The sequence below is a fragment of the Gottfriedia sp. NPDC057991 genome (assembly GCF_042886615.1).
In the GTDB taxonomy this organism is placed as follows: Bacteria; Bacillota; Bacilli; order Bacillales; family Bacillaceae_G; genus Gottfriedia.
In genome coordinates, this window is record NZ_JBHVQN010000002.1 from 589,530 (window position 1) to 602,711 (window position 13,182).

At 32.5% G+C, this 13,182-nt stretch carries 11 protein-coding genes; 8 read left to right on the forward strand and 3 right to left on the reverse strand.

Annotated features, from left to right (window positions below; translation table 11 throughout):
- Positions 1-97: 97 nt before the first annotated feature.
- From typA to ACFVR2_RS10320, 3 genes are all read left to right on the forward strand, one after another.
- Positions 98-1,945 (forward strand): translational GTPase TypA, encoded by a 1,848-nt coding sequence (gene typA, locus ACFVR2_RS10310; protein ID WP_387361760.1) that lies wholly within the window; start codon positions 98-100, stop codon positions 1,943-1,945.
- Between the two features lie 149 nt (positions 1,946-2,094).
- Positions 2,095-2,412: a YlaH-like family protein gene (locus ACFVR2_RS10315; RefSeq protein ID WP_235821791.1), complete on the forward strand. Its 318-nt coding sequence runs from the start codon at positions 2,095-2,097 to the stop codon at positions 2,410-2,412.
- Between the two features lie 30 nt (positions 2,413-2,442).
- Entirely contained in the window at positions 2,443-2,715 is a 273-nt protein-coding gene (locus tag ACFVR2_RS10320; RefSeq protein ID WP_387361354.1) for a hypothetical protein, read from the forward strand.
- Between the two features lie 427 nt (positions 2,716-3,142).
- On the opposite strand, the gene ACFVR2_RS10325 is transcribed toward ACFVR2_RS10320, so the two are convergent.
- Entirely contained in the window at positions 3,143-3,343 is a 201-nt protein-coding gene (locus ACFVR2_RS10325) for a YlaI family protein (RefSeq protein ID WP_056468526.1), read from the reverse strand.
- 153 nt (positions 3,344-3,496) lie between these two features.
- Here ACFVR2_RS10325 and ACFVR2_RS10330 point away from each other — a divergent pair, with 153 nt between their 5' ends.
- Positions 3,497-3,952 (forward strand): pyridoxamine 5'-phosphate oxidase family protein, encoded by a 456-nt coding sequence (locus ACFVR2_RS10330; protein ID WP_387361356.1) that lies wholly within the window; start codon positions 3,497-3,499, stop codon positions 3,950-3,952.
- A gap of 158 nt (positions 3,953-4,110) precedes the next feature.
- Positions 4,111-5,439, forward strand: a complete 1,329-nt coding sequence (locus ACFVR2_RS10335) for a PhoH family protein (RefSeq protein ID WP_056468520.1) — start codon at positions 4,111-4,113, stop codon at positions 5,437-5,439.
- Positions 5,440-5,506: 67 nt separating this feature from the next.
- On the opposite strand, the gene ACFVR2_RS10340 is transcribed toward ACFVR2_RS10335, so the two are convergent.
- Positions 5,507-5,995, reverse strand: a complete 489-nt coding sequence (locus ACFVR2_RS10340) for a peptidyl-prolyl cis-trans isomerase (protein WP_387361358.1) — start codon at positions 5,993-5,995, stop codon at positions 5,507-5,509.
- 617 nt (positions 5,996-6,612) lie between these two features.
- On the opposite strand from ACFVR2_RS10340, the gene ACFVR2_RS10345 reads away from it, so the two are divergent.
- The 3 genes from ACFVR2_RS10345 (at position 6,613) to pyc (ending at position 11,751) form a co-directional block, all read left to right on the forward strand.
- Positions 6,613-6,903, forward strand: coding sequence for an Fpa/YlaN family protein (locus ACFVR2_RS10345; protein ID WP_387361360.1), 291 nt, complete (start codon positions 6,613-6,615; stop codon positions 6,901-6,903).
- Between the two features lie 176 nt (positions 6,904-7,079).
- Positions 7,080-8,222: an FtsW/RodA/SpoVE family cell cycle protein gene (locus ACFVR2_RS10350; RefSeq protein ID WP_387361362.1), complete on the forward strand. Its 1,143-nt coding sequence runs from the start codon at positions 7,080-7,082 to the stop codon at positions 8,220-8,222.
- A gap of 79 nt (positions 8,223-8,301) precedes the next feature.
- Entirely contained in the window at positions 8,302-11,751 is a 3,450-nt protein-coding gene (pyc, locus tag ACFVR2_RS10355) for a pyruvate carboxylase (RefSeq protein ID WP_387361364.1), read from the forward strand.
- A gap of 119 nt (positions 11,752-11,870) precedes the next feature.
- Here pyc and ACFVR2_RS10360 read toward each other — a convergent pair whose 3' ends face one another.
- Entirely contained in the window at positions 11,871-12,806 is a 936-nt protein-coding gene (locus ACFVR2_RS10360; RefSeq protein WP_387361366.1) for a COX15/CtaA family protein, read from the reverse strand.
- Positions 12,807-13,182 lie beyond the last annotated feature (376 nt).

A 13,182-nucleotide genomic window follows, 5' to 3' on the forward strand; every position in this document is an offset into this window, starting at 1 on the left:
TTGATTAAACATTTTCTTGATATATTTCCGTATGCATGTGCTATAATGTTTTAGTTAATAATGAAAATAGATGTGTAGACATTTTAGGAGTGAATATATTTTGAAAAAAAGAGAAGATTTACGCAATATAGCAATTATTGCGCACGTTGACCATGGGAAAACAACGTTAGTTGATGAGTTATTAAAACAATCAGGTACATTCCGTTCAAACGAAAACGTTAATGAACGTGCAATGGACTCTAATGATATAGAACGTGAACGTGGAATTACAATTTTAGCTAAAAATACTGCAATCCAGTATGAAGGTAAACGTATTAACATCATGGATACTCCTGGACACGCCGATTTTGGTGGAGAAGTAGAACGTATCATGAAAATGGTTGATGGTGTTCTTTTAGTTGTAGATGCATATGAAGGATGTATGCCACAAACTCGTTTTGTACTGAAAAAAGCTTTAGAACAACATTTAACACCAATCGTAGTAGTAAATAAAATCGACCGTGACTTCGCACGTCCTGATGAAGTAGTTGACGAAGTAATCGATTTATTTATCGAATTAGGTGCAGATGAAGATCAATTAGAATTCCCAGTTGTATTCGCATCAGCTATCAACGGAACTTCTAGCTTAGAATCTGATCCTTCTAAACAAGAACCAAATATGAATGCTTTATTCGATACAATTATTGAGCACATTCCAACTCCAATCGATAATAGTGAAGAGCCTTTACAATTCCAAGTAACATTATTAGACTACAATGACTATGTTGGACGTATCGGTATCGGACGTATTTTCCGTGGAACAATGCAAGTTGGTCAATCAGTTGCTTTAATGAAACTTGATGGATCAGTTAAACAATTCCGTATTACAAAAATGTTCGGATTCATTGGATTAAAACGTATTGAAATCCAAGAAGCAAAAGCTGGTGACTTAGTAGCAGTATCTGGTATGGAAGATATCAATGTTGGTGAAACAGTATGTCCTGCTGAACACCAAGAAGCACTTCCAATCTTACGTATTGATGAGCCAACTCTTCAAATGACATTCTTAGTTAATAATTCACCTTTTGCAGGTCGTGAAGGTAAATTTGTAACTTCTCGTAAAATTGAGGAAAGATTATTACAAGAGCTTCAAACAGATGTAAGTTTACGTGTAGAAAATACAGATTCTCCTGATGTATGGATCGTAAGTGGACGTGGTGAGCTTCACTTATCAATCCTAATTGAAAACATGCGTCGTGAAGGATATGAACTTCAAGTTTCAAAACCAGAAGTTATCATTCGTGAAGTTGACGGTGTAAGATGTGAGCCAGTTGAGCATGTACAAATTGACGTTCCTGAAGAATATACTGGTTCAATCATGGAATCAATGGGTGCACGTAAAGGTGAAATGAGAGACATGGTTAATAATGGTAACGGCCAAGTTCGTTTAACATTTATGGTACCAGCTCGTGGATTAATTGGTTATACTACTGAATTCTTAACTTTAACTCGTGGTTATGGAATCATTAACCATTCATTCGATAGCTACCAACCAGCTATTCAAGGTCAAGTTGGTGGACGTCGTCAAGGTGTATTAGTATCAATGGAAACTGGTAAAGCTTCAACATACGGAATTATGGGTCTAGAAGACCGTGGTATAATTTTCCTTGAGCCAGGAACAGATGTTTATGATGGTATGATTGTTGGTGAGCATAACCGTGATAATGATTTATCAGTAAACGTTGTTAAAGTTAAACATGCTACTAACATTCGTTCAGCAAATAAAGACCAAACAACAACAATGAAAAAACCACGTATTATGACGCTTGAAGAATCTTTAGAATACTTAAATGATGATGAGTACTGTGAAGTTACACCAACATCAATTCGTTTACGTAAAAAGCTTCTTGATAAAAGTGAGCGTGAGCGTGCAGCGAAAAAGAAAAAATTCGCTGAACAAGACTAATTAAATTTTAAAATAATTATGATATAATAAAACCGACTAGAAAATAGTCGGTTTTATTTTTGTAGACCAAGTACAAAAAGTTGATTTTTAAGCCGGTCTAAAAACGAATAGAAGTATTCAGTTTTATTATTTAATAGGGGGATATGAATTTGGAAAAAGCTCCAAAGGGATTTGAATTTGTCATAACACAGTTAATAAATATAACTCATGATATTCATCTTTCAATGTGGATATTATATGGTTTAATTGTTGTACTATGTATTGTGGTATATCATTTAGGTTTCGCAAAAAAATTGAGCATCCTTAAAAGTTTAATCATTTATGTTTTACTTATGATCGGTTGTAGTTTCCTTACTTTCTTAGCTTTAAGGATACCAATCGTGGAAGCATTACTTGCAAGTGTTTTCGTGTTAGGTGTATATAAGATTCGTTTACATCAATCAAAAAAGAATAATGCTACTACATAACGTAACACTTTATAGAGAGTTGGTATTTAGATGAAATCTGTTCAGGACGCTTTATATAATTGGTTAACGATAAAAGTAATATATGAAGGTAGACCTTCGGATGAAGCTGCTAAAGAGACGTATGAGATGTTTGATTCGATTTTAAAAGAGGATCATAAAGTATCTAACGTAAAAATAGAAAAAATGGAAGATTTTTATTTAATCACATTTACACAAGCAGAAAAAGAGCGTACTACGCGCTTTCCAATTGAAATGATTGATTGCTTTTTAGATCAAGTAAAAGTTAATCCAGAAAAGTATTAAAAACCTAGAAATTAATCTAGGTTTTTTTGTTTAAACTTTTGGTGGTTTCAGAAGCTCAAAATATTAGTGCAAATTTTAGATAATAATTTCAAATGATTAGTTTTTAAGTAATGTTCAATTTTAATTGACAAACAAACTGAATAATGAACAGTTATTTTACTCTAAGTAAAGGATATTAAATTAGGTTTTTATTGTAACCATTTATTTGATGAATAAGTTGATTGGAACGAAAGGGGTGCTCGACTCCAATGGGATAAGCGGGAAGGCTGAGACCCCGCAGGCTCGAGAATCTCGCCTCATGGAAAGCGAGCATCACGTAGTGGAAATCAACCTCACTAAACTTCCTTTACGAAAATTTGGTAATTTATTGACATGAATTTTTCAACAGCGTAAAAAAAGAAGCCCAATTGGCTTCTTTTTCCATAATTTACCACTCGTCATTGTCCTTAACAGGTTTTAAGAAACGGAAATTTCCTGTTGCAATTCTTTGTTCTGTTTTTATTTTAATTCGATCGTAACATTCAGAGCATGTATATGTATGGATAGGACGATTTCTTAATTTTTTTGCAATAGGTGATTCATCGCTAATAGATTCGCTTTTATCACAAATCATGCATTTAACTCTCATGTGAAATTTCTCTCCTTATATATGGAACTTAAGTTAACATAATTATAACAGGTTTTAGAATATATTTTTAGAAAACAGTGGTTTTAGCAGGAAGTTTTCAATAAACTTTGAATTATATTAGTATACTCTTTATTTGAAGGAGATGAAATAGTGATGGCAAACAGTATTGAGAAAACATTATCACCAAGCTTATTTGAAGATTGTAATAAAGAAAAGATTGTTTTTTTAAGCACTTTTAACTCCGAAAAGAATGCACCAGTTACGAATGCAATATCTTGGCTTGCTGCTTTAGATGATAAGACGATTCGTTTTGCAGTAGATCAAAGATCTGCAATTATAGCTAATATCGAAGAGGTTGTAGGGGTATCATTAAGCTTATTCTCAAATGAAACAGTTTATAGTATTTCAGGAAATGCAAAAATTTTAACGAAGCAAATGCCTGGAATTCCATTAAAATTAGCGTGTATTGAAGTAGAAGTTAATGAAGTGAAAAATATATTGTTTTATGGGTCTAAAATAACAGTCGAACCAGAGTACGCCAAAACTTATGATGAAAGGGCTGCAAAAAAATTAGATGTAGCAGTTTTAAATGGTCTTAGATCTACTTGAGCTTTAAACATTAAAAAATATTCTAAACTAGAGAGAATTTCATATAATATATTAACGGTTCGTCCATTCTTTGACTAGTAACCATATGTAAGACCAGTCAATTTAGAATTAAAACTAATTATTCTAATCTGAGTTATTTTTAGTCAGGAGGTTAAGGATTGAGTAAAATATATGTTCTCGACACCAATGTACTACTGCAAGACCCACTAGCAATCTTTTCATTTGAGGATAATGAAGTAGTTGTACCAGCTGTTGTATTAGAGGAAGTAGACTCAAAGAAGAGATATATGGATGAAGTTGGTCGTAATGCTAGGTATGTATCCAAACTAATTGATAGTTTTCGAGAACTAGGGAAATTACATGAAAGTATTCCTCTTGAAAATGGTGGTTCGTTTAGAATTGAATTAAATCATCGCTCATTTCAACAATTGCAAGAAATCTTTGTTGAAAAAACGAACGATAATCGGATTTTAGCTGTTGCAAAAAACTTATCACTTGAAGAAGAAGCAAAAGAAAGCGGAAAAACAGTGATTTTAGTTAGTAAAGATACATTAGTTCGTGTAAAAGCGGATGCATTAAATTTATTAGCCGAAGATTATTTAAGTGATCGAGTAGTGGAAGTTGATCATATTTATACCGGTTATCTAGAGTATTACATAAATACAGATTTATTAAACAAGTTTTACGAGAAAACTGAACTTCCTGTTTCAGATATAGCGAACCATCCATTTTATCCTAATCAATTTATCGTTTTAAAGGATGCTCTCGGTGGTAAGAGCTCAGCTCTTGGTGTTGTTGATAAAACGGGTACAAAAATTAAGAAATTTGTTTTCTCAAATGAACATATTTGGGGCATTAGGCCAAGAAATGCTCAACAGTCCATGGCTTTAGAATTATTACTTCGAGACGATATACCATTAGTCACATTGATTGGTAAAGCTGGTACCGGAAAAACTTTATTAGCTTTAGCTGCAGGTTTAATGCAAAGTGAGGACCTGCAAAGCTATAAAAAGTTATTAGTTGCTAGACCGATTGTTCCAGTTGGAAAGGATCTTGGCTATTTACCAGGTGAAAAGGATGAAAAACTTCGACCTTGGATGCAACCGATTTATGACAATCTAGAATACTTATTTAATACGAAAAAACCAGGTGAACTTGATGCCATATTAGCTGGAATGGGATCAATTGAAGTAGAAGCTTTAACTTATATAAGAGGTAGAAGTATCCCAGAGCAATTTATTATTATCGATGAAGCACAAAATCTAACTAGGCATGAAGTAAAAACAATTTTAACTCGCGTTGGTGATAAGAGTAAAATTGTATTAATGGGGGATCCAGAGCAAATTGATCATCCGTATTTAGATGAATACAACAATGGATTAACTTATGTAGTTGAAAAATTTAAAGATCAAAAAATAAGTGGACATGTAAAATTAATAAAAGGTGAACGTTCATCAATTGCCCAACTTGCAGCGGATATATTGTAATAATTAAATGCTTACAAAAGCAACATCTTCCCAAAATCAATCGGTAAGATGTTGCTTTTGTTTTAAACTATAAAATTATTTTTTTGATTGAAGTAATTGGTGCTTCTTTATTTGTGCCATCAACAAAATATAAATGTACTGGCCCATTTTCAAGGATTCTTTTGCCATTGTACGAAAATGCTAAATAACTTTCATATACAGTTTCAAACGGTAATTTAATTAATTCACCTTCTGTTTCAATCGTAACTTCTGAATCACGATTTTTCGGATGACTATTGTCTATAAAATAAGAAAATGGCATTGCATACGATTCCTTAAGCCATTCTTTTTTTTGAGTAGCGAATAAAGGACTATTATCAACCTTAGCACCTTCAACAATTTCACGATCCCAGTGCTTTGAAACACTTTTAGTATATTGCTCAAGCTCATCAACCTTTTTCAACTCACCAGCTAACAAACTCTCTAACTTAACCTTTCTTTCATCAAAAATCCAAACACTTGGATCAATCGTTAACGGAAACTCCACGTTACCTGTTAATTGAAAAACATCACTCATACTAAAACTCCTTCTATGTACAAATTCTACCTATAGTGTACGACTATTTTGTGTAAAAAGACAATCAATTGAACAGAAAATGAGCAGGGTAACTCTTGTTTTCATTTAAGAATTTTAAGTATTTAATCATTTCTATCTCATAGAATCTTCCTATACTTGAACAAGTTTTTTGGAAAGTGATTATCTTAGAACTAAAAATCACAAGATAATCCTTTAACAGTATATATGGTTTTATTTAAGTACTTAAAATATTTAGTAGTATAATTTAGGTTGTAAATTAGAGTATGTTAAGAGTAGTTGATTGGAGCGTAAGGTGCTCGACTCCTATGGGAAATGCGGGAAGCTGAGACCCCACAGGAAGCGAACGCGACGAGGAGGCTCAGCTCACGCCTCGTGGAAAGCGGGCATTCTGGAGCGGAAATCAACGTTCTTTTTTTGCAGAAACTAGGTCACTATACAAATCTAAATCTTTACATAAGAAAACTTTAATAAATAAACTGTTGCAAAAATAAAATTTTCTAAAATACATATTTGCAAAACTTATGATTTAAGTTGATTTTTCCTCAAAAGAACTATAATATTAAATAGATAGCTTGTACGGAAGCGGAGGGAGAAAATTGAGGTCTGATGCTGTAACAGATTACAAAGATAAAGCATTTGAATTATTAAAAAAAGATGCTGAAAAAATATTAAAATTAATAAATGTGCAACTTGATCATTTAACGATGCCACAATGCCCTCTTTATGAAGAGGTTTTAGATACTCAAATGTTTGGATTATCAAGGGAGATTGATTTTGCTTCTCGTTTAGGTTTAATTGAAGCAGATCAAGGTAAAGAACTTCTTTCTGAACTTGAGCGTCAACTATCTGCTCTACATGAAGCGTTTACAGATCAAAAGAATAAATAATTATTAGCAACAAAAGTTCAAACAATTAATGTTTGAGCTTTTTTTTGTGAATTTTTTTAATTGTTATAAGTAATAAATCTATTAATCTATGTTACAATATTTTTATTTAAAAAGGGAATTTAGCAAAATAGTTGAATACATAAAGTATAATTAATCAAAGCAGGGATGATTAAGTAATGTTAAAAAAATATTTGAAAAATATTGATTATATGATTTTTGTTCCATTATTAGTGTTGTGTTTATTTGGATTAATTATGGTGTATAGCGCAAGCTCGCCATTACCATCCATTCGTTATCAAAGTGAACATTGGCCAAGCGACTATTTTTTTCATAAACAATTAGTTGCCTTTGAAGTAGGGATGTTTGCATTTGTTTTTTTAATGTTTGTACCTGCAACTTTCTTTAGAAAAAGAATTGCTTTGTTATTAAATGTAGCTGTAAGTATAGGATTACTTGTTGCAGTTCTACTCTTTGGTGAAGTTAGAAATAATGCAAAAAGTTGGGTATTTGGAATTCAACCAGCCGAGCTAATCAAATTAGGATCAATCGTTCTTTTAGCAGGATGGTACTCTAAAAGACAAAAGCGAATTACAAAGAACTGGAAAATGTTATTTGCCCCGTGGAGCATAGTAGCTATTTATATCATCCTATTGAGATTACAACCGGATACAGGTACGGCTTTATTAATAATCGGTACTTGCGCAGTAGTTTCGTTTTGTAGTGGTTTTATTGTTAAGAGATTAATTCTCCTATTCGTTGGAGGGATTGGATTACTATATCCATTAATTAGTATTTGTATCAGTTTAGGGATCGGGTTAACAGATGTACAAGTTAATCGATTTTTAGCATTCCGAAATCCTTTTGATTATGCACAAGGAATTGGATTTCAAATCGTAAATTCACTAATCGCATTTGCAAATGGTGGCCTTACTGGAGTTGGATTAGGAAAAAGTATTCAAAAACTAGGTTACTTACCTGAGCCTCATACTGATTTTATTCTAGCTATAATCGGTGAAGAAACAGGTTTAATAGGAGTAATTGTAGTTATTTTATGTATATTCATTATTGTTTGGCGAGGATTGTTAATAGCTCATCAATCAAAGGATTCTTTTGATTCATTATTAGCTACAGGAATTAGTGCAATCATCGTCATTCAATCATTTGTAAATATTGGAGGAGTTACTTCGTTAATTCCACTTACGGGTGTTCCGTTACCTTTTGTTAGTTATGGAGGAACTTCGTTAATCGTTATGCTTTCTATGGTTGGTATTTTAATGAATATTTCAATACGAAATAAGATTGATAAAGAAACTTTATAAAATCTTCAAACATGCATTTTGAAAAAGTTTATTCTTAATTTATTGATAATTATCTTTCATAAATACAGGAGGCTTACAAATGACTTACACGAAACAGATTAAAAAAGTTCTTGTTGCTAACCGAGGTGAAATCGCAATTCGAGTATTTCGAGCTTGCACTGAGTTAGGAATTCGAACAGTTGGTATTTATTCTAAAGAAGATGAAGGGTCATATCACCGTTATAAAGCTGATGAAGCATACATAGTTGGAAAAGGAAAAAAGCCAATTGATGCTTATCTAGATATTGAAGGTATTATTGAAATTGCAAAGAAAAACAATGTAGATGCAGTACATCCAGGATATGGATTCTTATCAGAAAATATTAAATTTGCTCAGAGATGTGAAGAAGAGGGCATTATTTTTATCGGGCCATATTCAAGGCATTTAGATATTTTTGGAGATAAAATTAAAGCAAAGCAGCAAGCTCTTCAAGCTAATTTACCAATCATTCCAGGGAGTAATGGTCCAGTTCACTCATTGGATGATGTAAAGGAATTTGGTGAAACTTTTGGATTCCCGATTATTATTAAAGCTGCTCTAGGTGGTGGCGGTCGTGGAATGAGGATTGTCCGTACGAATGCAGGAGTAAAAGATGCTTATGATCGTGCTAAGTCTGAGGCAAAAGCTGCTTTTGGTAATGATGAGGTTTATGTTGAGAAATTTATTGAAAATCCAAAGCATATTGAAGTTCAAATATTAGGGGATAACCAAGGGAATATTATTCATTTGTTTGAACGCGATTGTTCAATTCAAAGAAGACATCAAAAATTAGTTGAAGTTGCACCATGTACTTCGATTAGTGATGATTTAAGAAATAGAATTTGTGATGCAGCTGTTCAATTGATGAAAGAAGTAGAATATGTAAACGCTGGAACAGTTGAATTTTTAGTTTCCGGTAATGATTTTTATTTTATTGAGGTTAACCCTCGCGTACAAGTTGAACATACGATTACTGAAATGATTACTGGAATTGATATTGTTCAAACACAGATCTTAATTGCACAAGGTAATAGTTTACATAGTGATAAAGTAGGAATTCCATTACAAGATGAGATTCCAAGAATTGGTTTTGCGATTCAAGCACGAGTTACAACTGAAGATCCACTAAATAATTTTATGCCTGATACAGGAAAAATTATGGCATATCGTTCAGGTGGAGGTTTTGGTGTAAGATTAGACACTGGTAACAGCTTCCAAGGTGCTGTTATTACACCTTACTATGATTCATTATTAGTAAAAGTAACGACTCATGCATTAACATTCGAAGGCGCAATTGCGAAGTTAAATCGAAATTTAAAAGAGTTCCGTATCCGTGGTATTAAAACAAATATTCCATTTTTAGAAAATGTTACGACACACCCAGATTTCTTGTCTGGTGAGTATAATACTTCATTTGTAGATTCATCTCCGGAATTATTTGTTTTTGCGAAAAGAAGAGACCGTGGAACAAAATTATTAAATTATATCGGAAATGTAACAGTGAATGGATTTCCGGGTATATCTCTTAAAGAAAAACCAGCTTATGATGATATTATCATTCCAAATGTAAATCATATTAAAAGTGCTGAAAGTGGAACTAAGCAATTATTAGATAAATTAGGTGCGGATGAATTTTCGAAGTGGTTAAAAAATCAACCAAATGTTTTATTTACAGACACAACATTTAGGGATGCTCACCAATCACTGCTTGCAACGAGAATACGTTCAAAAGACCTAATTACAGTGGCGGAACAAACGTCAAAATTATTACCTAACTTATTCTCAATGGAAATGTGGGGCGGAGCGACTTTCGATGTAGCGTACCGTTTCTTAAATGAAGATCCATGGGAAAGATTATTAAATTTAAGAGAACAAGTTCCAAATGTATTATTCCAAATGCTTTTACGTGGATCAAATGCAGTTGGATATAAAAATTATCCTGATAATCTTGTTAAAAAGTTTATTGAAGCATCGGCTCAGGCAGGAATCGATGTATTTAGAATATTTGATAGTCTAAATTGGATTAAAGGGATGGAAGTTGCAATAGATGCTGTAAGAGAGAGTGGAAAGCTTGCTGAGGCATCGATTTGTTACACAGGAGATATATTAGACCCAACTAGAACAAAATATAATCTGGCGTATTATAAAGAGCTTGCAAAGGATTTAGAATCGGCTGGTGCACATATTTTAGCTATTAAAGATATGGCAGGTTTATTAAAACCTCAGGCTGCTTATACGTTAATTAGTGAATTAAAGGATACTGTTGATTTACCAATCCACTTACATACTCATGATACGAGTGGAAATGGTTTATACACATATGTAAAAGCAATAGAAGCGGGCGTAGATGTTGTAGACATCGCAATTGGAAGTATGTCTGGATTAACTTCTCAGCCAAGTGCAAATAGTTTATATTATGCTTTAAAAGGTTCAAATAACGAGACAAACTTAAATATAAACGGCTTAGAACAGTTATCAACCTACTGGGAAGGCGTTCGTAAGTATTATAGTAGTTTTGAAAGTGGTATGGTTTCACCACATACAGAGGTTTATCAACATGAAATGCCAGGTGGTCAGTATTCTAACTTAAAACAACAAGCTAAAGGTGTTGGTTTAGGAGAACGATTTGAAGAAGTTAAGGATATGTATGGTAGGGTAAATCAACTATTTGGAGATGTCGTTAAAGTAACACCATCTTCTAAAGTAGTTGGAGATATGGCATTGTTTATGGTTCAAAATAATTTAGACGAAGATTCTGTATATGAAAAAGGAGAAAATATCGATTTTCCTGATTCAGTAATAGAGTTTTTTGAAGGAAAATTGGGACAACCTTATGGTGGATTTCCAAAGAGTTTACAACGTATCATCTTAAAAGGTAGACAGCCATTAACTGAAAGAGCTGGGGAGACGTTAAAACCAATCGATTTTAAAGATGTTGAGGAGTATTTATTCAAGACATTAAATCGCCAGGTTACTGATTTTGATATACTAGCTTATTGCTTATATCCTAAAGTATTTATGGACTATCAAAAAAATGTAGAAAGCTATGGAGATTTATCTGTACTTGATACACCTTCTTTCTTCCATGGAATGAAATTAGATGAAGAAATCAAAGTAGATATTGAACGTGGTAAAACACTGATTGTTAAACTTGTTTCGATTGGTCAAGCTCAGCCTGATGGAACAAGAGTTATCTACTTTGAATTAAATGGTCAGCCACGAGAAATTGTGGTAAAAGATTACTCTGTCAAATCTACTGTCGTTCAAAAAAGAAAAGGGGACACTAGTAATCCAAACCACATTAACGCAACAATGCCAGGTACGGTTTTAAATGTACTTGTTAAAAAGGGCGATGTAGTTGAAAAAGGTCAAACTTTAGCAATCACTGAAGCGATGAAAATGGAAACAACTGTCCAATCTCCATTTACGGGTGTAGTAAGAGATATTTTGATTACATCAGGAGAGAGTATTTCTACAGGTGATCTACTAATAGAACTAGAACAAAGATAAAAAGTACGTGTATAGCGAAGTTAGAGTGCCCCGCAGTAAAAGGGCGACTCTTCTTCGCTTTAAATTTAAATAGTAAAAAAAGGTATTTCTTCTACAATTAAGTGGAAGAAATACCTTTTTTAAGAGATATTTTTATTTTGAAGTAACTCAGAATTTGAGCTTTTACTTCTTGTACAAACTAAACTTTGGAAACTAAATACTGCAAACAAGCACGAGATTAAAATAGCATGTGTTAATGCAACATAAATATTTAAGTTTGTAAAAACAATAACCGCTCCACAAATTACTTGAAGTGTAACAAGAATTAAAGATACAAACCAACCAAAATAAATGCCACGTTCATTACGATAGTATTTATAAGCATGTACAAATGCAATAATTATCCAGACGAATAAAAGAAAAGCAGCAAATCGATGCCCCATTTGAATCCATTCGTGAACTTGTGTAGGTATACCATTGTTTGCTTTACTGCACAGTGGCCAGCTAGGGCAAGCTAAGCTAGCATTTTCGTGACGTACTAGTGCGCCTGTGTAAACTACTAAGTATGAATAAATCCATAAACCGTAAGTATGAAATTTCATTCTTTTTCCGACATAAAAAGAATTTTTTTGGTAATTACGATCGCGTTCAAAAATTAATAATGTTAACATGACTACTGCAGCAAAACAAATTAGAGAAATACCAAAATGAATTGCTTTTACAGCTGGGATTTGACCCCAAACAACTGCAGCTGCTCCGATTAATGCTTGAGCAATTAGAAAAATACAAGAAATGATTGCTAAAAATTTTGTTTCTCTTTTATGAGGAATGACAATCCAAGCAAGCACTGCTAATAATAAAACAAATATACCGGCAAGGCCTGATGCTGCACGATGAGATAATTCAATGACAGTTTGAATCGTTAAATGATCAGGAATGATTTGACCTTTACAAAGTGGCCATGATCTTCCACAACCGAGTCCAGAATTCGTCTTTGTTACGAGTGCACCACCTAATAAAACAATTAAAAGAATGAATGAGGTTATTAACGATACCCCTTTTAAAACACGTAGCAAGTATATCCACCCACTTTTATAAAATAATAATAATTTTAAAATTTAATTATTAAAAAAATTATTCTGTTAATAATACTTCTATATCATATAAGATTACGACACAAAATTCAAAGGTAACCTTCATATTTAGACATAATATTTGTTTTTTCTTAACTTTGGATGTATTCATTTTTAAATTATAGAAATAATTAATTTTATAATTAAATAGTATTTAGTATTGAAAAGATAGACTGTTTACGTTAAAATTTTTTTGAAACGTACACAATTTGTTCATATAATTATCACAAAAATTTCATTATATTTAGTTTAATAGAAGTATGTCTAAATTAAAAACTCATTATGAACCATTAAAAATGGGTATGAAAAATGAAGTTTT